This window comes from Streptomyces sp. LZ34, from assembly GCF_053890475.1.
The window spans coordinates 10,989,819-11,010,913 of the sequence record NZ_CM132680.1; the positions used below are offsets into that span (position 1 = coordinate 10,989,819).

At 68.5% G+C, this 21,095-nt stretch carries 20 protein-coding genes and 2 pseudogenes; 17 read left to right on the forward strand and 5 right to left on the reverse strand.

Features of this window, described 5'->3' with window-relative positions:
- The first annotated feature begins 227 nt into the window (after window positions 1-227).
- The 13 genes and pseudogenes from ACWY4P_RS47285 to ACWY4P_RS47345 all read left to right on the forward strand — a co-directional run.
- The gene (locus tag ACWY4P_RS47285) at window positions 228-1,265 is read left to right on the forward strand and encodes a TIM barrel protein (RefSeq protein ID WP_456206979.1); all 1,038 of its coding nucleotides are present in this window, start codon (window positions 228-230) and stop codon (window positions 1,263-1,265) included.
- Entirely contained in the window at window positions 1,262-2,170 is a 909-nt protein-coding gene (locus tag ACWY4P_RS47290) for a transketolase (RefSeq protein ID WP_456206980.1), read from the forward strand. Before ACWY4P_RS47285 ends, ACWY4P_RS47290 begins: the two co-directional genes overlap by 4 nt.
- Complete coding sequence (locus ACWY4P_RS47295; RefSeq protein ID WP_456206981.1) at window positions 2,167-3,120, forward strand: transketolase family protein; 954 nt, start codon at window positions 2,167-2,169, stop codon at window positions 3,118-3,120. Before ACWY4P_RS47290 ends, ACWY4P_RS47295 begins: the two co-directional genes overlap by 4 nt.
- Window positions 3,120-4,589 carry an FGGY family carbohydrate kinase gene (locus ACWY4P_RS47300; RefSeq protein WP_456206982.1) on the forward strand — a complete coding sequence of 490 codons (1,470 nt, stop codon included), beginning with the start codon at window positions 3,120-3,122 and terminating at the stop codon, window positions 4,587-4,589. The genes ACWY4P_RS47295 and ACWY4P_RS47300 overlap by 1 nt, the downstream gene beginning before the upstream one ends.
- Complete coding sequence (locus ACWY4P_RS47305; RefSeq protein ID WP_456206983.1) at window positions 4,586-5,260, forward strand: DUF2291 family protein; 675 nt, start codon at window positions 4,586-4,588, stop codon at window positions 5,258-5,260. The genes ACWY4P_RS47300 and ACWY4P_RS47305 overlap by 4 nt, the downstream gene beginning before the upstream one ends.
- A gap of 23 nt (window positions 5,261-5,283) precedes the next feature.
- Entirely contained in the window at window positions 5,284-6,831 is a 1,548-nt protein-coding gene (locus ACWY4P_RS47310) for a sugar ABC transporter ATP-binding protein (RefSeq protein ID WP_456206984.1), read from the forward strand.
- Window positions 6,824-7,984 carry an ABC transporter permease gene (locus tag ACWY4P_RS47315; protein ID WP_456206985.1) on the forward strand — a complete coding sequence of 387 codons (1,161 nt, stop codon included), beginning with the start codon at window positions 6,824-6,826 and terminating at the stop codon, window positions 7,982-7,984. Before ACWY4P_RS47310 ends, ACWY4P_RS47315 begins: the two co-directional genes overlap by 8 nt.
- An 82-nt stretch (window positions 7,985-8,066) precedes the next feature.
- The gene (locus ACWY4P_RS47320; RefSeq protein WP_456206986.1) at window positions 8,067-9,032 is read left to right on the forward strand and encodes a substrate-binding domain-containing protein; all 966 of its coding nucleotides are present in this window, start codon (window positions 8,067-8,069) and stop codon (window positions 9,030-9,032) included.
- Between the two features lie 159 nt (window positions 9,033-9,191).
- The gene (locus tag ACWY4P_RS47325; RefSeq protein ID WP_456206987.1) at window positions 9,192-10,124 is read left to right on the forward strand and encodes a sugar-binding transcriptional regulator; all 933 of its coding nucleotides are present in this window, start codon (window positions 9,192-9,194) and stop codon (window positions 10,122-10,124) included.
- A gap of 76 nt (window positions 10,125-10,200) precedes the next feature.
- Window positions 10,201-10,407: a hypothetical protein gene (locus tag ACWY4P_RS47330; protein ID WP_456206988.1), complete on the forward strand. Its 207-nt coding sequence runs from the start codon at window positions 10,201-10,203 to the stop codon at window positions 10,405-10,407.
- Between the two features lie 384 nt (window positions 10,408-10,791).
- Window positions 10,792-11,025 carry an MbtH family protein gene (locus ACWY4P_RS47335; RefSeq protein ID WP_014173963.1) on the forward strand — a complete coding sequence of 78 codons (234 nt, stop codon included), beginning with the start codon at window positions 10,792-10,794 and terminating at the stop codon, window positions 11,023-11,025.
- A gap of 15 nt (window positions 11,026-11,040) precedes the next feature.
- Window positions 11,041-12,426: a hypothetical protein gene (locus tag ACWY4P_RS47340; protein WP_456206989.1), complete on the forward strand. Its 1,386-nt coding sequence runs from the start codon at window positions 11,041-11,043 to the stop codon at window positions 12,424-12,426.
- A gap of 102 nt (window positions 12,427-12,528) precedes the next feature.
- Window positions 12,529-14,166, forward strand: a pseudogene (locus ACWY4P_RS47345) (non-ribosomal peptide synthetase); the annotation flags it as partial.
- 224 nt (window positions 14,167-14,390) lie between these two features.
- Here ACWY4P_RS47345 and ACWY4P_RS47350 read toward each other — a convergent pair.
- The 4 genes from ACWY4P_RS47350 to ACWY4P_RS47365 form a co-directional block, all read right to left on the reverse strand.
- Window positions 14,391-15,458 carry a BTAD domain-containing putative transcriptional regulator gene (locus ACWY4P_RS47350; protein ID WP_456206990.1) on the reverse strand — a complete coding sequence of 356 codons (1,068 nt, stop codon included), beginning with the start codon at window positions 15,456-15,458 and terminating at the stop codon, window positions 14,391-14,393.
- Between the two features lie 95 nt (window positions 15,459-15,553).
- The gene (locus tag ACWY4P_RS47355) at window positions 15,554-15,817 is read right to left on the reverse strand and encodes a MarR family winged helix-turn-helix transcriptional regulator (RefSeq protein ID WP_456206991.1); all 264 of its coding nucleotides are present in this window, start codon (window positions 15,815-15,817) and stop codon (window positions 15,554-15,556) included.
- 239 nt (window positions 15,818-16,056) lie between these two features.
- Entirely contained in the window at window positions 16,057-16,428 is a 372-nt protein-coding gene (locus ACWY4P_RS47360) for a DoxX family protein (RefSeq protein ID WP_456206992.1), read from the reverse strand.
- Between the two features lie 181 nt (window positions 16,429-16,609).
- The gene (locus ACWY4P_RS47365; protein WP_456206993.1) at window positions 16,610-17,221 is read right to left on the reverse strand and encodes an NADPH-dependent F420 reductase; all 612 of its coding nucleotides are present in this window, start codon (window positions 17,219-17,221) and stop codon (window positions 16,610-16,612) included.
- 192 nt (window positions 17,222-17,413) lie between these two features.
- Here ACWY4P_RS47365 and ACWY4P_RS47370 point away from each other — a divergent pair, with 192 nt between their 5' ends.
- The 3 genes from ACWY4P_RS47370 (at window position 17,414) to ACWY4P_RS47380 (ending at window position 19,197) form a co-directional block, all read left to right on the forward strand.
- Window positions 17,414-17,887 (forward strand): MarR family winged helix-turn-helix transcriptional regulator, encoded by a 474-nt coding sequence (locus ACWY4P_RS47370; RefSeq protein ID WP_456206994.1) that lies wholly within the window; start codon window positions 17,414-17,416, stop codon window positions 17,885-17,887.
- Between the two features lie 237 nt (window positions 17,888-18,124).
- Entirely contained in the window at window positions 18,125-18,736 is a 612-nt protein-coding gene (locus ACWY4P_RS47375; protein WP_456213296.1) for a recombinase family protein, read from the forward strand.
- A 50-nt stretch (window positions 18,737-18,786) separates the two neighbouring features.
- A complete protein-coding gene (locus tag ACWY4P_RS47380) occupies window positions 18,787-19,197 on the forward strand; it encodes a hypothetical protein (protein WP_456206995.1) in 411 nt (136 codons plus the stop codon).
- 48 nt (window positions 19,198-19,245) lie between these two features.
- Here ACWY4P_RS47380 and ACWY4P_RS47385 read toward each other — a convergent pair.
- Window positions 19,246-19,434: pseudogene (locus ACWY4P_RS47385) on the reverse strand (transposase); the annotation flags it as partial.
- Window positions 19,435-19,653: 219 nt separating this feature from the next.
- On the opposite strand from ACWY4P_RS47385, the gene ACWY4P_RS47390 reads away from it, so the two are divergent.
- On the forward strand, window positions 19,654-21,063 hold the full coding sequence (locus tag ACWY4P_RS47390) for a GntP family permease (RefSeq protein WP_456206996.1): 1,410 nt from the start codon (window positions 19,654-19,656) through the stop codon (window positions 21,061-21,063).
- The last annotated feature ends 32 nt before the right edge of the window (window positions 21,064-21,095 follow it).

The window sequence follows — 21,095 nt, forward strand, 5'->3', positions numbered from 1 at the left end:
AGTGCCGTGTTCTGCCGCGCAGTACACAGGCTCCGGCCGGCGGGGCGATGGCGTCGGAGGTCTGTGCGGCGATGAGGCGCCGCCCAGGCGGCGGGCTTGGGCGCGCTGCACTACGAACCCGTGGCCACGGCCCGCCCGACGGGGACAGGTGAGGCCGCTTCAGCTGCCACGGATGTCGGGAGGTCAAAAGTCTTGACGTGCCTGACACTCGCTCTTAACTTGAGCGCATGTCCAGTCAACAACGCATAGGCATTCATGAAGGGGTTGGCGGCGAGCCGGTCTACGGGGCCGGTGTCTGGCACTTCGCCACCTATGTCGACCGCTATGCCACCGATGGATACGGCGATCCGCGCACCATCCTCGAAGCCATCAAGCTGGCCGGAGCCGTCGGTGACCTGTCCGTCCTCGACCTGAACTGGCCCTTCCCGCCAGGCGACATCAGCACGGCCGAGGTACGCCAGGCACTGGCGGAGCAGAACCTGCGTGCCATCGCCGTGACGCCGGAGTTCTACACCGGCAAGTTCGCCAAGGGCGGTTTCACCAACCCCGACCCCGCCATCCGCCGCCAGGCCATCGACCTGGTCGCCGCCTCGGCTGAAGTCGGTCGCGACCTCGGGGTGGAGTACGTCAAGATCTGGCCCGGCCAGGACGGTTACGACTACCCCTTCCAGGCCGACTACACCGATCTGTGGGGCAAGTCGGTGGAGGCCCTGCGCGAGCTTGCCCAGGCCTTCCCGGATCTGAAGTTCGCGATCGAGTACAAGCCGCGAGAGCCGCGCAACCGGATGGTCTTCTCATCCGTCGCACGCACTCTTCTCGCGATCCAGGACATGGGCGTGGACAACGTCGGAGTCCTTCTCGACTTCGGCCACTCGCTGTACGGGGGCGAGACACCGGCCGAGGCCGCACGCATGGCCATCGCCCGCGACAAGCTCTTCGCCATCGATGTCAACGACAACTTCCGTGGCTGGGACGACGACATGGTCGTCGGCTCGGTACACCTGCTGGAGACCTTCGAGTTCTTCTTCGCACTGCACGACGCGGGCTGGCAGGGCGTCTGGCAGCTGGATCAGTTCCCGTTCCGTGAGGACCCGGTCGAGGCCGCGCGCACCGGCATCCGGACCATGCGCGCCTTCCATCAGGCGCTGGGTTACCTCGACCGTGACGAGTTGGCCGCCGCCCAGTCGGCGCAGGACGCCCTGGGCGCCCAGCGCATCGCGAAGCGGGCACTGTTCCGTGCGCTCGCGGAAAGTGAGTCCGTGTGACCGTCACAGTGGAGACCGCGGCTCCGCTGCAGCCCGATGAGGCCGCGGCCGGGACCTACCGCCGGCGCAGCGAGCGGCTGCGCGAGGCGTCGCCGGCCGAGGCCGCCGCGGAGCTCGCCGAGATCTCGGCCGCTGTCCGACGTGACATCCTCACCACGATCCAGGCGGCCGGCATGGGCCATGTCGGCGGTGACCTGTCGGTGACCGATCTGCTGGTCACGGCCCTGTGGGGGACCTTGCGGATCGATCCGACCGCGCCCGGCCACCCTCAGCGCGACCGCTTTGTGCTCAGCAAGGGGCACTGCGCCGCGGCCCTGTACTCGACGCTGGCTTCCTGCGGTTTCTTCCCGCGAGCACGGCTGAGCGGGTTCATGGCGCCACTGTCGCCGCTCAACGGCCATCCCGCCAGGCTGAAGGTCCCCGGGGTGGAGACCAACACCGGTCCGCTCGGGCACGGCTTCCCCGTCGCCACCGGTTGCGCGCTCGGGGCGCGGCTGCGCGGCGAGACATGGCGGACCATCGTCGTGCTCGGCGACGGAGAGATACAGGAGGGCAGTAACTGGGAGGCCGCCATGACGGCGGCACACTACCGGCTGGCCAACCTGACGGCCGTGGTGGACCGCAACCGTCTGCAGCAGGGTGCCCGCACCGAGGACACCAATTCCCTGGAGCCCCTGGACGAGAAGTGGGCGAGTTTCGGGTGGGAGGTGCGCGTCATCGACGGACACGATCATCAGGCGATCAAGGAGGCGTACGCGCCGTCGACCACCGGCCGGCCCGTCGCGGTGATCGCCGACACCGTCAAGGGCAAGGGTGTTTCGTTCATGGAAGACCGCGTCGAGTGGCACCACAAGGTGCCCACGGACGAGCAGGTCCGTCTCGCGCTCGAGGAGCTGAATCGATGACCGCCGTGGCCGCACAGGTCGCCACGTTCGACTGCCGGGCGGACTTCGCCGACGAGCTCTCCACGCTGGCCCGTGCCGACGAACGGATCGTCGCCGTGTGCAACGACTCGGTCGGCTCCAGCAACCTCGTCGCGTTCCGCGAGGAGTTCCCCACCCGGCTGATCAACGTCGGCATTGCCGAGCAGGATCTGGTCGGTGTCTCGGCAGGTCTCGCCAACGCCGGATTCATTCCCTTCGTATCCGCCGCGGCGCCCTTTCTGACCGGCCGTGCCCTGGAACAGATCAAGGCCGACGTGGCCTACAGCAACCGCCATGTCATTCTCTGCGGGCAGAGCCCAGGCATGGCCTACGGTGAACTCGGCCCCACCCACCACTCCATCGAGGATCTCTCCTGGATGCGTGCGGTACCCGGGCTCGAGATCATCGTGCCGGCGGATCCGTCGGAGACCCGATCCGCGGTGCGCTGGGCCGTCGAGTCGGGCAAGCCGACCTACATCCGCATTCCGCGGTTCAAGGTCCCCGCCGTCACCCCCGAGGGCACACCGTTCGAAGCCGGCCGGGCCACTCGCCTCGTCGACGGCACCGACATCACCGTGATCGCTGTGGGAACGATGGTCTCGCGCGCCGTGGACGCCGCCGGAATCCTCGGCCGGCAGGGCATCTCGGTTCGTGTGCTCAACATGACGTTCGTCGAACCGCTGGACGACACTGCCGTGATGGCCGCCGCCCGGGAAACCGGGGCCATCGTCACCGTGGAGGAAGGACTGCTCTCCGGTGGCCTGGGCGCCGCCGTCGCCAGGACCGTCGCCGAACACCACCCCGTTCCGGTGCGCATGCTGGGGGTGCCCGCCTTCGCCCCGACCGGCAGCGCGTCCTTCCTGCTCGACCACTTCGGCCTCAACGCCGAAGGCATCGCCGGTGCCGCGCGCGAGGTCCTTGGACGGGCGTGATGAAGCCACACGTTCTTGCCATCGACCAGGGCACCAGCTCCACCAAGGCGTTGCTCCTGGATTCCGTCGGCGACGTCGTGGCCCGCGCCAGTGCGCCCCTGTCGCAGTCCCACCCGGGCCCTGGCCTGGTGGAACAGGACGCGTCGGAGCTCCTGACCAGCGTGCGCACCGCGGTCGCCGACTGTCTGAAGGACACCGACCCGCGCACCGTGGCCGGTATCGCGCTGAGCACACAGCGGGAGTCGGTGGTGTTGTGGGACGCGGTGACCGGCCGGCCCGTCGCCCCCCTGGTCAGCTGGCAGGACCAGCGCGGCTCCGAGCGCGCGGCGCGGCTCGACCGCGCGGGCATGAGCGAGGAGATACGGCGACGGACCGGGCTCCCGCTCGATCCGATGTTCTCCGCCCTGAAGATGGCCGCGCTCCTCGACCAACACGACCCATCGCGCACCCGCAGCGGCGCGGGGGCGTTGCGCCTGGGCACCGTGGATGCCTTCCTCCTCCACACGCTCACCGGGAACCTGGTCACCGAGATCGGCAACGCCTCCAGGACCCAGCTGCTGAACCTCGCAACGGGTGACTGGGACGACGAACTGCTCGACATGTTCGGCATCCCGCGCGCGGCGCTGAGCCGGATCGTCGCCTCGAACGGGCCCTTCGGCGAGCTACAGTCACTCGATCCGCTTCTCGACGGCACTCCGATCCTCGCGGTGATGGGAGACTCGCACGCCGCGCTGTTCGCACATGCCGGCTGGCGGGCAGGAATCGTCAAGGCCACCTACGGCACCGGCTCATCCGTCATGACGGTGACCGGCTCTCCCGAACCGGCCGAGCGGATCTGCAGCACGATCGCCTGGTCCACCGGCCGGCCCACCTTCGCCTTCGAGGCCAACATACGCTCCGCGGGGCGCACCATCACCTGGCTGGCGCAGCTGCTCGACACCTCGCCGGATGAGCTCGTCGAGCTCGCGGCCGGTTCAGGAGCGGGCGATGTGACGCTGGTGCCGGCCTTCGGCGGCATCGGAGCGCCCTGGTGGGATGCCCAGGCCGTACCCGTACTCGCCGGATTCGACCTGGGCACCGGCCGCGGCCAGCTGTCGCGCGCCGCCCTGGAATCGGTGGCCCACCAGATAGGTGATGTCACCGCGGCCCTGCCCGGCCTGCGTCAGGTCGTCGCCGACGGCGGTCTGAGCCGCAGCGACGCACTCATGCAGCTGCAGGCCGACATCTCGGATGTCGCCGTGGCCCGCACCCGGCACCACGAGCTGTCCGCCGCGGGAGCCGCCCAGCTGGCCGGACTGGGCCTCGGCCTGTGGACGACCAGCGAGCTGGACCAGCGTGCCGACAGCGACCTGCAGGTTTTCACACCCACCTGGGACGAAGCGCGGCGCCGCACCGCCGTTGCGAGATGGCATCGGCGTCTCGCGGCCGCCCGCGACCTCGGGGCACGCGGAAAGCAGAGGATGTCATGACAACAGCAGACCTGGCAGGCGCGGAAGGGAGTACGGCGGGGCGCCGCAACTGGCTGACACTCGGCCGCGGCTCCCTCATCGGTCTCGCGCTTCTCGTCATCGCCATCGCGGTGACCACGACCTACCGCTCGGGCAGCGAGGCCAAGGCCGGCGGAAAGCCCGAGTTCAACCCCGCGAAATACGCGGCCGACACCTACGAGCCGAAGGTGGTTCCGGCGATCAAGAAGAATGCCGTGGACATCACCACCCTGCACAAGGCGATGGCGGCCGACCCCGAAGCGGCCGGCCGGCGATACGGGCACCGATCGGGCACCGGACCGTACAGCTACGCCATCACCCTGACCGGAACCGCCGGCGCGGCCCGAAGCGGCCTCATGCCGGTCACCGTACACGGGCTGAGCAATGCGCGTGTATCCGTGCAGATCGGACCCGCGATCAATGGCACCGCACTGCGCGACGCGCCCGGCTTCATCACGTTCGGCCAGTTCACCAACCAGGTCGAGTACGCCGACGCGGCGACCGGGCTGAACGCCGCGATGAAGGTCAAGCTGCTGAAGTCCTTCGACGCCTCGTCGGCCAAGGGCAAGAAGATCACGGTCACCGGGGCCATGACACCGCTGACCGCCGATGTACTGACCATCACGCCGATCTCGATCGAGACAGCGTCATGACCGCGGCGGCCCACTCTCCCCTCATGGCACAGGCGCCGATCGCGCCCGTCCTGCGGGCTGTCGGGGTCACGAAGGTGTACGGCGGGACCCAGGCGCTCAAGGGGGTCTCGCTGGACATTGTCGCGGGACGCACCATGGTGCTCTTCGGCGAGAACGGGGCCGGTAAGTCGACGCTGATGAAGATTCTCAGCGCCGTCGAGTCCCCGAGCACCGGACACATCGAACTCGACGGCCGGGCCGTGCGGTTCGGCAGCGCCCGGGACGCCGCCGACCACGGTGTTTCGATCATCCATCAGGAGCTCAGCCTCTGCCCGAACCTGAGCATCCAGGACAATCTGTTCCTCGGCCGTGAGCGCACTCGGCACGGCGGCGCCCTGGTGGACCGCGCCGCACAGCGCGTGCTGGCTCACAAGGTGCTGGGCCGACTCGACAGAACACTCGATCCCGAGCTGCCGGTCGGTGAGCTGCGCCTGGGACAGCAGCAACTGGTCGAGATCGCCCGCGCCCTGCTGCAGAACGCCCGCGTGCTCATCATGGACGAACCGACGTCGGCGCTCAGCGCGCCGGAGGTGGACGTTCTCTTCCATGTGATCCGCGAGCTCAAGGCCGAGGGCGTCGCGATCGTCTACATCTCGCATCACCTGGAGGAAGCGCTCAGCATCGCCGACGACGTGGCCGTCCTGCGCGACGGGAGCATGGTCGCCACCTCACGCGCCGAGGATGTCGACCTGGCGTGGATCGTGCGCATGATGGTCGGCCGCGACCAGGACGATCTCTTCCCGGCGCGCGAGCCGAAACTGGGGCCCGCCGCGCTGGAGATCCGAGGACTCTCCGTCGCCGACCCCGCCAGCCCGGGCCGGCTCGCGGTTGACACCGTATCCATGACCGTGCGAGCGGGCGAGACGGTCGGCATTTACGGACTCATGGGCAGCGGCCGCACGGAACTGCTGGAGTGCCTGGCCGGCCGGCTGCCCGCCGCCTCGGGCGAAGCCCGGCTCCATGGTGATCCACTCGTCGGCAGCATCCGTCGGCGCATCCGCGGCGGACTGGTCCTCGTCCCGGAGGACCGCCAGCGCGACGGCCTGGTGCCCTCCATGACGGTGGGCCAGAACCTGTCCCTGGCCGCGGTGACCAGGTTCATGCGCAGACTGTTCGTCAATCGCCGTGAGGAGAACGAGGCCATCGCCTCGGCGATCGCCGATGTGACCGTCAAGACCTCCGGTGCTGACGCGCCCATAGGCTCGCTCAGCGGCGGCAACCAGCAGAAAGTCGTCATCGGCAAGGCGCTGATGACCGGCCCCCGCGTCCTGCTGCTGGACGAACCGTCCCGCGGTGTGGACGTGGGAGCCAAAGCAGACGTCTTCACGTTGATGGCGCAGCAGGCGGACCGCGGCCTGGCCGTGCTCTTCACCACCTCCGAGGCCGAAGAGGCGCTGCACATACCCGACCGCCTCCTGGTCCTCGTCCGCGGCCGGCTGGTCGCCGATCTACGGGCCGGTGAGATCACTCGTGACCGCCTGATGAGCCTGGCCGACGGAGCCGACACCACCGAAGAGGCCCAAGATGACTGACACCCTGACCAAGGACCGCGAAGCGGTACTGCGCCAGCGCCATGCGGCAGCGGCACAGGCACGACGGCTCAAGACGCTGGACTCGATATTCGAACTGCGCGCCTTCATCGCGCTCGCGGTCCTGATCGTCGTCTTCAGCCTGCTGTCCGATTCCTTCCTCACGGTCGACAACGTCATCACCATGACCAAGCACGTGGCCATCAACGCCATCCTCGCCCTGGGTATGCTGCTGGTCATCCTGAAAGGCGGCATCGACCTCTCGGTCGGATCGACCGTCGGCCTGTCGGGCGTGATCGCCGGCGAACTGCTCCAGGGCCTCCATCTGAGCTTCCTCGACGTGGTCGCCTACCCGCAGGTCTGGGCCGTCGTCATCATCTGCATCGCCGTCGGCGCCCTGGTCGGCGCCATCAACGGCATCCTCATCACCCGCCTGAATGTGGCTCCGTTCATCGCCACCCTCGGCATGCTGTATGTGGCACGTGCCACCGCACTTCTCATCTCCGGAGGCACCACCTACCCCGATCTGGCCGGCGACTCCAGCACCCACAACACCGGCTTCGACTGGCTCGGCCAGGGCCGCCCCCTCGGCCTCCCGGTAGCGGTCTGGATCATGATCGTGCTGGCCGTCCTCGTCACGGTTCTGCTGCGCTCTACAGCCTTCGGCCGCTGGCTCTACGCCACCGGCGGCAACGAGCGCGCCACCGAACTCAGCGGTGTTCCCGTCAAGCGCGTCAAGACGATCGTCTATGTGATCTCCGGAGCGTGCGCCGCGATGTCCGGGCTCATCATCGCCTCCGAACTCACCTCCGCCGCCCCGCAGTCCGGGGAGACCTTCGAACTCAACGCCATCGCCGCGGTCGTCATCGGCGGCGCCGCCCTCTCCGGAGGACGAGGCAACGTACGCGGCACTCTCGTCGGGGCCTTCGTCATCGGCTTCCTCGCGGACGGCCTGGTGATTCTCGGCGTCTCGACGTTCTGGCAGATGCTCATCAAGGGCGCCGTCATCATCGTCGCCGTCATCCTCGACCAGAGCCAGCAGCGCTTCCAGCGCCGCAGGGCCGCCGAATCGGCCATCGCCGCGGGCGTTGGCGACGAACCAGGGAAATCCGAAGCCTCACCGCGCGTCACGTCCGACGCCTCGGCACCCAGCTGACCACCGCTCCTTCCCGGCACCGTTCCGCAGGCACCCCACCCCGCACCAGGAGAGCAGCATGTTCCACCGAAACCGAAACCGCATGGCCAAGAGCGCCGCCGCCCTTACCGCAGGGCTCCTGACGCTGACCGCGTGCGGGGCATCCGACGACTCGTCCGACTCGGCGTCATCGAACGGCTCGTCGAAGGGCAAACTGATCGCCATCATCACGCCCTCCGCGGACAATCCGTTCTTCAAGGCCGAAGCCGAGACGGCGCAGAAGAAGGCGAAGAGCCTTGGCTACAAGACATCGGTCGCCTCACACGACGACGATCCCAACAAGCAGAGCGAACTGATCGATGCCGCGATCTCGCGCAAAGCGGCGGCCATCATCCTGGACAACGCCGGTGCCGACGCGTCGATCGGTCCTGTCCGCAAGGCCACCAAGGCCAAAATCCCCGTCTTTCTCATCGACCGGGAGATCAACCGGACAGGCATCGCGAAGGCCCAGATCGTGTCGAACAACGCTCAGGGCGCGCAGATCGCCGCGCAGGAGTTCGTCAAGGCGGTGGACGGAAAGGGCGACTACGTCGAGCTCACCGGCAAGGAATCCGACACCAACGCGGGGGTACGCTCCAAGGGATTCGCCGATGTCATCTCCCAGTACCCCGACATGAAGAGAGTGGCCCGGCAGACCGCGAACTGGGATCAGCAGGAAGCCTTCAGCAAGATGGAGACCATCCTGCAGCGCTACCCCAAGATCCGCGGAGTCATCACCGGCAATGACACCATGGCGATGGGCGTGGTGGCCGCCTTGAAGTCCGCCAAGCGCAAGGGCGTTGTCGTCGTCGGCTTCGACGGGAGTCCGGACGCCATCGCCCAGATCAAGGCCGGGACTATGCGCGCGACGGCGCTTCAGCCGGCGTCCCTCGGCGCTGAGCGAGCGGTCGAGCAGGCGGACAAGTTCGTGAAGACCGGCAAGACCGGGCAGCCCGAGAAGCAGGCCATCGACTGCGAGCTGATCACCAAGGCGAACGCCGACCAGTTCGGGGTCTTCGCCAGGCGCTGAGCCCGCCCTTCGGCGGGTCCCGCCGACAACAGCACGTGTACAGCCGCGGCGATAACATGTCGGCCGGCGGCGATGTGCGGCCAGGCACCTGACCCGCACACCGGAATTGAGCAGGATGGAGACACAGTGGCGGGAGCGTCCACTCCGAGCCCGGACCACTTGCGGCTGCTGGTCAAGGTGGCACGTATGTACCACGAACGTGGAGTGCGGCAACCTGAGATATCCGCACACCTCAACATGTCCCAGCCCCGGATCTCCCGCCTTCTGAAGGAAGCAGCCGATCGCGGTGTGGTGCGCACCGTGGTGGTTTCTCCCGAGGGTGTGCACGCTGAGCTCGAAGACGCCCTCGTGGAACGATACGGGCTGCGTGACGCCGTCGTGGTGGAAGTGGAGGGCGCGGGGGTCGACGTGATCCCCGCTCTCGCCGCGGCGACCGCCACCTACCTCGACGCCACGCTCAAGGGAGGCGATGTCATCGGCATCTCGTCCTGGAGCGCCACCCTGCTGGAATCAGTCAAGGTCATGCGTGCCAAGACATCGTCGACGGCGCAGGAAGTCGTGCAAATCGTCGGCGGATCCGGCAGCCCGGAAGTGCAACTGCACGCCACCAGGCTCACCAGCCGTCTGGCGGAACTCACGGGAGCGCGACCGGTGTTCGCCCCGTCGGCCGCGCTGGTGGGCAGCCGGGAACTGCGAGACCTGTTGTCGAAGGAGCCGGCCATGGCGGGGGCCATGCGAGCATGGTCGCGTCTCACGCTGGCCGTTCTCGGCATCGGCACCCTCGAGCCCTCCCCGTTGCTGCGCCGCTCGGGCAACGCCATCACCTCTGACGATCAACGACAGCTCAGGGAACTGGGCGCGGTCGGCGACGTCTGCGCTCGGTATTTCGACGTCGACGGGAATGCCGTCGACGCTCCGTTCAACGACCGTCTGATCGGCATCGAGCCGGACCGGTTGCGCACGGTGGAACGACGCATCGGGGTCGCCGGCGGCCTGAACAAGGTGGCGGCGATCCGGGGCGCGGCGCGCGGTGGGTGGATCAACGTACTGATCACCGATGTCGAGGTGGCGCGAGACCTTCTGACCGACTGAGGGAACAGGCTGCCCAGCGGCTCGTCACCTGCGCCGTTCATGGTGTCTCAGGCCGATCGGGTTCGGCAACTGCTGGGTGACCGCCGGACTGGTGGTGCAACTGCCCTTGCTGTCCCGTCCGGTGTGCCTGCCGGTCCTGGCCCGGCTGTGGCAGCCACGCCACACCGGAAAGCTCGCGTATGCGCGGGAGATGGCTGAACTGATCGCCGCACGGCATCCCGAACGGATCGTGCGCATCGTGGGCGACGCCGCCTACGTCGGCGAGCATCCGCGCGGTCTTTGACGTGGACGAGCCGGCTGAAGGTCACCTCGGTGCTCCACGAGCTCGCCCCGCCCCGCACGGGGAAGATTCGCCATCTGGTACACGCTGCACGGACACGCACCTGCGGACACCGCCGAACACCGGGCCCGTGCACGGTGGTACACCACCAAAACCGAGCCGTCATGCGCCCGACAGGTATGAGCTCGCCACTCATCGAGGCCGGCCACCGGATCGGAGACAGGGTGACACGGCGCGGCAGCGGCGCGTGCCGGGGGCGGCTCGTGGGCGCCGGAGACGAGCTGACCCCCGTGGCGTTAGCGCCGACGTTAACGATCAGTTATCGCCCCTGGCTAGGGTTTTCCGTGATCAATTCAAGACGCGCTTGCGGCGGGTGGAGGAGTAGATGTGAGCACGAATCCATTTGACGACGAGGGCGGCCAATTCTTCGTTCTGGTGAACGACGAGGAACAGCATTCTCTGTGGCCTGCCTTCGCCGAAGTTCCGGCGGGCTGGAAAACCGCGTTCGGCCCGGACAGCCGTCAGAACTGCGTGGGACATGTCGAGCAGAACTGGACCGATCTGCGGCCGAAGAGCCTGCGCGAGTCCATGGCCGCCGACGTGGCGGTGCGCCGCACTTGATACGAGGAGAAGCCCTTGTCCACTGAGCAGACCACCACTGAACTGCCGCCGACGCACAACGAGCGCGGCGTCATCGCCGAACACTACTATTCACTGCAGAGCCTCGGCGCCATCGAGGCCGCGCGCGAGGCCATGCGGGTCGAACCGGCCACCAAGGAAGCGCTGCTCGTCGGCCTCTACCAGTCGGCCGAAATCGCGCTCCACAACCTCGCCGACCTCCTCGACCGGGCCGGCAACCACCTGGTCAACCACGACATCGACCAGTGCGTGACAAACCTGCACTGGGTGCGCAGCTTCCACCGCGTGCTGGTCCGCCTCAGCCATGACGCGCTCCGCATCAGCGGCGACTGGAGCGGTGAAGCACCGCGCTGGCCCATCGACACGACCCCGGGGTACGGCGAATTCCTGCCGGCGCTCCAGCGTTTCGACAAGACGCTCACCCAGTTGGTCGAGGAAGACGGACTGGACGTGCGGACAACGATCGCCGAGTCCTCGCTCGAAAACCCGGGATACGGCATCCTGCACTGCGCCCGTATCGCGAATCACGACGCCCGCGTGTGGAGCACGAACCTGTCCAAGGCGGCACACCCCGCGCCCGGCGTCGCAACGGACCTGCTGCTCGCCTCGGAACACCTACGGCACGCGGTCCACGAGCACCACCTGACCGGCGATACCTACTTCACGCAGTTCCGGGCGCTCCACCAGATACCCGAGCTCCTGGTGCGGGAGATGAACGACCGCATCGAGATCGCGACCCGCAGCGCGCGCGAAGGCGGCATCGCCACCGCCGTCGAGCTGCTGGACGGCGTGGCCGAGCTGTACGCCGTGATCGAGGCGTGCCTGCCGCCGATCGTCGACAACCTGAGCACCCACGACTACCACCAGATCCGGGAAAACCTCGGCCTGACCAGCGGCAGCCACTCGGTCGGCATGCGCTTCCACCTCTTCACGGACCTGTACGAGCAGTTCACCCAGACGCTCGTGGAGCTGGCGGAGTCCGGCAACGACCACCCGCTCCTGCCGCGCCTGCGACGACACGCCGTCGACCTGCGCGTCTTCATCTTCGCCTGGCGCGATATGCACCTGCACCTCCCGCGCAACAACCTCGGCGGCAACGAGACCAAGTCGCTCACGGGCGCCCCGGACGCGGTCCGCACCGTCCGCAAGATGCGGGACAACGCGACGACGGCCGACCCGCTGGCGCGCTGCACCAAGGAGAACCACCCGACGAGTTCCGCCGGTCCGCTCGCCGACTACCTCGACGGGCCGGAATCGTCCGACACTCTGCTGCTCGCCGTGACCGGCAAGGCCACGCAGTCCAACTTCCCCGACGTGCAGGAGCGGCAGAACTTCTTCTCCCAGCGCACACCGTTCACTCGGCCGCCCCGCCGCGACGTCTAGCACGGGGGAGGACTCAAGGTGCACGGAGTGATCCCCGAGCTGTTCGGGCGTCAGGTGGCCGCGCGGCCGGGGTCGGTCGCGCTGGTGTGCGGCGGGGAGTCGGTGTCGTACGGGGAGCTGGACGCGCGGGCGAACCGGCTGGCGCGGGTGCTGGTGGACCGAGGGGTGGGTCCCGAGTCGGTGGTGGGGGTGGCGCTGCCGAGGTCACCGGAATGGGTCGTGGCCGTCCTGGCGGTGGTGAAGGCGGGCGGCGCGTACCTCCCGGTGGACCCTGACTATCCCGCTGAGCGGATCGGGTTCATGGTGACGGACTCCGGTGCGCGCATGATGGTGGGGAACACGGCGACGGCCGGGGAACTGCCGCGGCTCGCGGTGCCGGTGCTGCGCCTCGACGACCCGCGGACCGCCACGGAGGTCGCGCAGGCGGATCCCGCCCCCCTGAGGGATGCGGACCGGCGGGCCCCGCTGTCCGTGGCCAACACCGCCTACGTCATCTACACCTCCGGTTCCACTGGCCGCCCCAAGGGTGTCGCGGTTACCCATGCCGGGCTGGCCGGTCTGCTGGCGACGCAGGTGGAGCGGTTGGCGGTGACGTCGGAGAGTCGGGTCCTGCAGTTCGCTTCGCCGAGTTTCGACGCGTCGGTGTGGGAGTTGACGACGGCGCTGTTGTCGGGTGCTGTGCTGGTGCTCGCGGACCGGGAGGCGTTGGCGCCGGGTGAGCCGTTGGTGGGGACGGTGGCGGTGTACGGCGTGACGCATGTGCTGCTGCCGCCGCCGGTGCTGGCGTCCTTGCCGGCGGGCTCGCTGTCGAGCGTGCGCACGCTGGTGGTCGGGGGTGCGGCGTCGTCGGCGGATCTGGTGGCGGCGTGGGCCCCGGGTCGGCGGATGGTGAATGCGTACGGTCCGACCGAGACGACCGTGATCGCGTCGATGAGCGGGCCCTTGACAAGCGACGGCCGCACGCCCCCCATCGGCGGGCCGGTCACCGGCACCCGGCTCCATGTGCTCGACGATGAACTCCGGCCGGTGCCGCCCGGCGAGGACGGTGAACTGTACGTCAGCGGGCCGGGGTTGGCACGGGGATACCTGGGCAGGTCCGGGCTGACGGCCGCCCGCTTCGTGGCCTGTCCGTTCGGCGCGCCGGGCGAGCGCATGTACCGCACCGGGGACGTGGTCGCCCGGACATCCGACGGCGATCTGGTGTTCCGAGGGCGCGCGGATGACCAAGTCAAGATCCGCGGATTCCGGATCGAGCCCGGTGAGATCGAGGCCGTGCTGGAGAGCCATCCGGCAGTGGCACACGCCGTGGTCGTCGCCCGCGAAACCCCCGCGGGGCCGCGACTGGTGGGGTACGTCGTTCCGCACCGGACCGTGGAGGGCGGCCACGCCCAGGACCTTCCGTACGGCGAGATCGACCTCACACACGGTGTGGCCGCGGCGGACTTGCGCACGTACGCGGCGCGGCGCGTCCCGGACCACATGGTGCCGTCGGCGATCGAGGGGCTGGAGGCGCTGCCGCTGACGGCGAGCGGGAAGGTGGACCGGGCGGAGCTGCCCGACCCGGTGTTCACCCGTGGCGCCTATCGGGCGCCACGCACGGCGGCGGAGATCGCCCTGGCGGACACGTTCGCCGAACTGCTCGGGCTGGACCGGGCAGGCGCCGACGACGACTTCTTCGCGCTCGGCGGCGACAGCATTCAGGCGATCCGGGCCGTGACCCTGGCCCGCGAGCGCGGCGTGGAAGTGAGTCCACGGCAGATCTTCGAGCACCGGACCGTGGCGGAGCTGGCCGAGGCCGTGGCGGCCGGCAGTCGGCGGGACGGCGCGCGTCGGCCGCTCGAGGACGTACCGGCTCTGGAGGCGCTCGCCGCGCACGCGGCGCGGCCCGGCGCGGGCGGCCTCACGCCCTCGGACACGCCGCTGGTCCCGGTGGAACAGGGAGAGATCGAGGAGTGGGAACGGCGCTACCCGGGCCGCAGATCGGCGAACAGCTGGCCGTCGGGAAACCGCGTGCGCAGCTGCCGGGCGACGAAGGCCGCCAGCGAGGTCTTCCCGACCCCGGGCGGCCCGCACAGCGTCACCACGGGCATGGCCGTGTCCGTGTCCCGCGCGCCCAGCAGTTCGCCGATGACATCCGCTTCGGCGGCCCGGCCCACGAAATCGGGCACGACGGGCGCGACCTGAGAAGGCGTCGCCACGGGTGATGCATTTCGCGCTTCAGCGGTGAAATCGAGAGCGGGGTCGCGGGAGAGAATGGCCGAGTAAAGGGATTCCACCTCCTGCCCGGGGTCGATTCCCAGCCGGTCGGCGAGAAGGCCGCGCACGGCGCCATAGGCATTCATGGCCTCGGTCCGCCTGCCGGACCGATAGAGGGCGAGCATGAGTTGAGCCGAGATCTGTTCACGAAACGGATACTGCTCCGTCAACTGACGTAGCGGTGCGATCAGGCCGCGGTGCCCGCCCTTGCGTAACACCACATCATTTCTCGCGGCCTCGATGTCCAGCTTGCGGTCGTGAAGTTGAGGGACATCCACCCTGTGCAGGAACTCTGATTCGACATCCGCCAACGCCGGACCACGCCATTCGGCCAATGCCTGGTCGAATGACGCCTCGGCGGCGTCCAGCTCACCCGACGCGGAAGCGGCCAGTCCCTGTGCGGCCAGGGACTCGAACCGCCCCAGGTCGAGGTCCTGGTCCGGGATCCGCAGCACGTACCCGGTCGATGTCGTGTCGATCAGCCGTGGCTCACCCAGCAGCTGCCGCAGCCGCATGACATACACGCGCAGCGCGGAGACCATCCGCCGCGGCACATCGTCCGACCAAGCGCTCTGAGCCAACTCGTCGATCGACACCGGTCGGTTGGCGCGCAACAGCAATGCCGCGATCAGAGAGCGCTGCTTGGCGGCCGTGACCGGGATCTTGCACTCACCCCGATGTACTTGGAGTGAACCCAGTAAACGGAACCTGAATCTCGAATTCCTGCCGCCGGGTGCCGCGCCGTCAGTCGTCGGCCCTCGTTCCTTGCGATCCACTCAAGATCCCCCCGTCTCCGCCCACCCCGACTCCGTAGGTCATGTCAAGATCGCACTTCATCGACCTTTAGTCTGCCTTACGCGCATTGCCCTGGTCAGTTTGCGATCTTCCGCAGCGCGGCGGCCTCCGGCAGTGCGTGGCCGTCCAGGTGGTCGAAGACGTGCCGTCGCACGCCGGCCAGGTGTGTCGGCCAGGCCTGCTCCAGGCGGGCGAGTCCGAACTCGGTCAGGACAGCGTTCCAGCCGCGCGCGTCCGTGTCGCACTTGGCGCGCCGTACGAGCCCCCGTTTTTCAAGTCGCGTCACCACGCGGGTCATTCCGCTGAGCGAGAGAGTGCAGGCCGTGGCCGGCTCGCTCATCCGCGGTGATCGTTGTAGAGGGATTCGTACTCGCGCGGTGCGTGGAGGAGGCGTCGCCGGGGAACAGCGAGGAATCGAGGTGCAGAAGAGCGGCCATGGGATGTTCCGCAGTTGTCGAATTGGTCGGGAAGCAGCTACGGATGAACGGTCGCGGTCCGCGTGGAGAGGCGATCTCGCGATCACCCGGCCGGGTTTGCCGGGCGGAGGATGAGCTGTGGCGCCGCGGATTCCGGCCCTGGTCAGGAGGCGAGGACGAGAGTGACGGCGGCAGCGATCGCGATGATGGTGAGGATGGCGGGTGCCATCGCGTTGCCGCGGGTCTCGGGGTTGGCGTAGTCGCCGGACTTGGCGTGGAAGCCGATGGCTCCGACGAGCACGACTGCGAATCCCAGGGCGGCGGCAACGCCGATGGGCTGCCAGAAGAGACCGGCGAGGAGCCCTGCGGCTGCGGCCAGCTCGGCCAGCCCGATGAACCGGACCAGCGGGGCGCTGAGGCCTCCCGGAGACTGCAACTGGGCTGGGATACTGCCCTTGAGCAGGGCTTTCGGTAGTCCGGCGGCCAGCCCGACAACGGCGAGCAGCACGCTCAGCACGGCGGCGAAGACAAACACGGGTCATGCCTTTCTGGAGAGTGGTTCGGACCGCCCGAGCTGTGAGGGACCGGCGTCCGTGGGCCAACCTGGCCGCGGGCCGGGCACCGGCCGCCGCGGTGCGGCCGGTGACGGCAGACGCTGAGGCGGGACGGCTCGTCGGCGCTGGCCGTGCCGCCCGTGGGAGGCGGAACGCGGCCACTCAGGTGAGCGGCTGTTCGGTGAAGTTCCTGAGCACCAGTGCGTTGGGAACCTGGATGAGGCGTCCGCCTTCGTCGATCCTGCCGAGTTCCACGGCCGACAGGCCGAGCGTGCGGGCGAGCTCGGCGATCCGGGAGCTGGCCTCCCCGGAGTCGCTGGAGACGAAGACCACGCGCTTGCCCTGGCCGGAGGGCACTTCGGCGGCGAGCGTCTGGGCGGGAAGCTGGTTGAAGGCCTTCACGATCTGGGCGCCGGGCAGGACCTCGGCCGCGTACCGCGAGGAGAGCCGGCCCTTGAGGATGTCGCCCGCGTTGGGCGCGTAGTGCGCGTTGGTGGTGTCGACGACGATCTTCCCGTTCCAGTCGGGCAGGGCGTTACCGAACGCCTCGACCGCGCCGAACGGGATGGCCATGAAGATGACGTCGCTCGCCAGTGCCTCGGTGAGCGTCACGGCCCGGACCGTGGAGCCCAGGGAGGCGGCGAGTTCGCTGATCGAGCGCGGTCCGCGGGTGTTGGCGATGCTTACCTCGACTCCGGCCCTGGCGAAGAGGCGCGCCAGCGCCGAACCGATGTTTCCGGTGCCCACGATGGCGTAGCGGGTGTCTGCAGACATGTGTGTTCCCATTTCCAGTCGATTGCTGAGGGCTGTCGAAGCGGCAGAGCGGCTTCGCCGTCCGGCTGCCGTCGCCGCGTTCCTGTCGGGCACGGTGGCGCCAACCCTCCGCCAGCCAATTTGGTTGAGGTGTTAACCAAACCGTACGCGCGGACTGGTTAACATGTCAACCAAAGCGGTAGGGTGGCCTTCATGGGCGAATCGCAATGGCTGGACGAGCGTGAACAGCGAGCTTGGCGCAGCCTCATGAAGATGCAGGCCGGCCTGTCCGAGTACATCGAACGGCAGCTGCGCACCCACAGCGGGCTGTCCACCGCCGACTACCAGGTGCTGGCGCACTTGTCCGAGGCGCCCGACGGGCGCCTGAGGTCGTTCGCTCTCGGGGATGCGCTGCAATGGGAGAAGAGCCGCCTGTCGCAGCATCTGACCCGCATGCAAAACCGAAACCTCATCCGTCGCGAGCGTTGTGCCACCGATCAACGGGGGGCCGTCGTGGTCATCACCGAGCAAGGCCGCACCCTGATCGAGGCAGCTGCCCCGCTCCATGTGGCTGACGTGCGCAATGTGCTGATAGACCACGTGACCCCCGCGCAGATGGACCTTCTGATCGAATTGGGAGACCAGGTGGACGCGAGACTCGCCATGATCGATCAGAAGCCGGGATGAGTCCTTCCGCGCCGCCGGGACCGGCTGACGCCGACCGTGCTGCCGGCGCCCCGCCCGGGGCACTGATGAGGGCCTGGCGATGCGCGAACCGTCCCTGCTCCAACACTCCGATCCAACAAAGAGGAGGATGCGGATCGACGTGCCCCGCCTTCGAAAACGTTCGTTTTCTGAAGATCACCCTGCGAGGCCGCCCGGCCCCCGCGGATCGACGCGCTCACCACCGCCGGATGCCGGAAAATCTTCTCGGACAAGAAATCCGGCAAGAACGCCCTCCGCCCGGAGCAGAAGGCGTGCCACGTCTTCCTCGACGCCGGCGACACCCTCGTCGTCCCCTCGCCCGACCGTTACGGCCGCAGCCTCCAGGACCTCATCAACATGGTCGCCGAACTCAGCGACCGTGGCATCGGCTTCACCTCGCTGCACGAGAACCTCGACACCACCACCCCCGGCGGCCGGCTCGTCTTCCACGTGGTTGCCGCCCTCGCGGAGTTCATCCGCGAACTCATCGTCCACGGCACCCGCGAGGGCCTGGTCGACGCCCGCGCCCGCGGCCGGGTCGGCGGACGCCCCACCGTCGGCACCGAGGAAGTCATCCGCGCCGCCCGCGACCTCCTGCCCGACCCCGGACGGGGAACAACGCATGACCGCGATGCCCACGCACGTCTACGTGGTGACGCACAGCGCCACTCAGGTCGGGAAGGTCGGGATCGCCGGTTTGGACTCCGCGTGGATCGCTCAGCACCGGAGCCAGGGCTGGCACCTGTACCGCGCTGTGCTGCTCCTCTCCCGGGAGGCCGAGCGGCAGGTGGAACAGTCCGTCTTTCGGGCAGCTCAGAGCCGACGGGGTGAGCGCACGCATGCGGGCGGACCGCATGCCGCGAGGGGGCCAGAGTGAAACCGTGAACCTCGACGAGGTGTCGGCGGCGGACCTGTGGGACCGGGTGGTTGCGGCGGCCGGCGAAGTGCAGGCTCAGGCGGACATGTCCCGCGTGGTGCTGTTCCTCGCCCGCATGGACGGCGCCCGCGTCCTGGTCGTCGGGACGGACGAGCCGCTTGGGCCGTCCAAGGGGAGCCCCGAGTGCGCCGTCGGGGAGGAACTCGCCGCTGACGGACGGCTGGTGTACGCGGCGAACATGACCGCTGCCGCGTCGGACGCCGCGCTGCGCGGTCTTGGGAAATGGGCGGCCACGGCCCGTGTGACCCGAGGCCGAGGAGATGCGTGCGGCCGACTGGCCAGTGCCGCTGCTCCGCAACAGATACGTACTTCGCCGACGCTCCGGACGAGGACGACTGACCGGCGAGGGGCGTGATCAATCTCAGCGGCACTTCCTGTACCGCAACTACTCACACCCGAAGACCACCGCCGCAAAGCCCTGAAAGCTACGGAACCGCTGGCGGTCGTCTCCGATCTCGGCGAGTACCCGGGCGCCGATCCGCACGCCGACGCCGGGGAACTTGGGGATGACCTCAGCGTCCGGGTGCTGTGGGAAAGCCTCTTCGACCGCCTTGGCCAGGTCGTCCGCGGCTGTGCAGGCGGCCTCCAGCTGGACCGGGCACGCCGCCGGGCAGGCGCTGAGGTCGCGGTAGTCGGGTCCTGGTGCGTCGATCGCATGAGCGGCCCCGCCTCCGGCTGCCGTTCCCACCTGCGCGCCTTCGACGCATCCCGACTGTTGACCCGCATTGTGGGTCCATGCTCATAATGCGGGTCATTGGATCGGGCCGCCGGCTTCGTATACGCCCTATCTCGCACGAAACGGACGGTAGGTATGTCGGACACCGCAATCTTGCTCAACACGGCCATCGCCGTGATCGCCATCGTGTTCCTGATTGTGCGGCTGCGGATGAACCCCGTGGTCGCCCTGGTTCTGGGCTCCTGCTATCTCGGTCTCGCGACCGGCCTTGGTGTCGAGAAGACCGTGAAGACCATCAGCAAGGGGTTCGGCGACGTCATGGCCGACATCGGACTCCTGATCGCGTTCGGGGTGCTCATCGGAGCTCTCCTGCGCGACCTCGGAGCCATCGAGCGCCTCGTCGGCACTTTGTTGCGCGCCGCGGGCCCGAAACGGATCCCCCATGCGATGGCCCTCACGATCGCGACGTTCCTGCAGTCCATATATCTGGACGTGTTGTTGGTGATCACCGGGCCGCTGGCCAAGGGCATAGCCTCCAAGCTCGGTCGGTACGGCACCGCCCGCATGGCCACTGCCTTGGCCATCGGGCTGGAGTGCGGCATCGTCTTCACGATCCCCGGGGTGGGAGCGCTGGCGCTCGCCGCGCTCCTCGATGTGCCGTTCGGTAAATATCTGCTGTTCGGGCTCGTTGTCGTCATCCCGACCGTGACCATCGCCATCGCCGTCATGAACTTCTTGCTGACGCGCGGCTGGTGGAACCCGGCACTCGACGAAGAGGACGTTTCCGGCCCGGCGCCGACCGCGGCAGCGGACGGTGGAAAGGCCGAGGAGGCAGCCCCCCTCGGCCCGAACACCGCTGCCGGGGGAACGATGACGGCCATGGAGGTGAAGACCCGCACGCAGCCCAGCCTCCTCGTACTCTTCTCGCCCCTCCTCGCCTCCCTCCTCCTCATCGCCACCGGAGCCCTCGCCGAGGTGGCGAGGTGGCACAACTCCGTTGTGGAGTTGGTCTCCAGCCCGGTCGTGGCCCTCCTGCTCGGCCTGGTCGCCACCTGCCTCCTCGCCCGGCGCCACCTTGGACAGCCCCGGGTGGACGCCTCGTTGAGCAGGGGCATGCGTGACAGCGGACAGATCCTGCTTCTCAATGGCGTCGGAGGCTGTCTCGCGGCGGTGATCGCCGCCTGCGGGCTGGGGGACATCCTCGGCGATTACTTCAAGACCAACACCTGGGCCCCGCTTCTGTTGGTGTGGCTGGTGGCCGCCGTGCTGCATGTCGCGGTCGGCTCGGTGACGATCTCCGCGATCACCGCCGCCGGCCTGCTCGCGCCGGTGGCCCCCACGCTGGGGCTCGATCCCGTACTGATCGCCCTGGCTGCCGGGGCCGGATCGCTGTTCTTCGTACACCTGACCAGCAACACCTTCTGGCTGCTCCAGTCTCTGATGGGCCAGACCACCCGCGGCACCCTCAAGACCTGCTCGGTCGGGGTCTCCGTCGCCTCCGTCGTCGCGATGGGCCCGATCCTCGCGCTGAGCGCCCTCCTCTGAATCCCCTTATCACCCACCTAGCACGTGAGGAC

Excerpts from the sequence above, each read along its gene's own strand:
- ACWY4P_RS47285 (WP_456206979.1), top strand. The coding sequence starts at position 228 with ATGTCCAGTCAACAACGCATAGGCATTCATGAAGGGGTTGGCGGCGAG.
- ACWY4P_RS47295 (WP_456206981.1), top strand. The coding sequence starts at position 2,167 with ATGACCGCCGTGGCCGCACAGGTCGCCACGTTCGACTGCCGGGCGGAC.
- ACWY4P_RS47300 (WP_456206982.1), top strand. The coding sequence starts at position 3,120 with ATGAAGCCACACGTTCTTGCCATCGACCAGGGCACCAGCTCCACCAAG.
- ACWY4P_RS47305 (WP_456206983.1), top strand. The coding sequence starts at position 4,586 with ATGACAACAGCAGACCTGGCAGGCGCGGAAGGGAGTACGGCGGGGCGC.
- ACWY4P_RS47310 (WP_456206984.1), top strand. The coding sequence starts at position 5,284 with ATGGCACAGGCGCCGATCGCGCCCGTCCTGCGGGCTGTCGGGGTCACG.
- ACWY4P_RS47315 (WP_456206985.1), top strand. The coding sequence starts at position 6,824 with ATGACTGACACCCTGACCAAGGACCGCGAAGCGGTACTGCGCCAGCGC.
- ACWY4P_RS47320 (WP_456206986.1), top strand. The coding sequence starts at position 8,067 with ATGGCCAAGAGCGCCGCCGCCCTTACCGCAGGGCTCCTGACGCTGACC.
- ACWY4P_RS47355 (WP_456206991.1), bottom strand. The coding sequence starts at position 15,817 with ATGAGCGAGCCGGCCACGGCCTGCACTCTCTCGCTCAGCGGAATGACC.
- ACWY4P_RS47365 (WP_456206993.1), bottom strand. The coding sequence starts at position 17,221 with ATGTCTGCAGACACCCGCTACGCCATCGTGGGCACCGGAAACATCGGT.
- ACWY4P_RS47370 (WP_456206994.1), top strand. The coding sequence starts at position 17,414 with ATGGGCGAATCGCAATGGCTGGACGAGCGTGAACAGCGAGCTTGGCGC.
- ACWY4P_RS47390 (WP_456206996.1), top strand. The coding sequence starts at position 19,654 with ATGTCGGACACCGCAATCTTGCTCAACACGGCCATCGCCGTGATCGCC.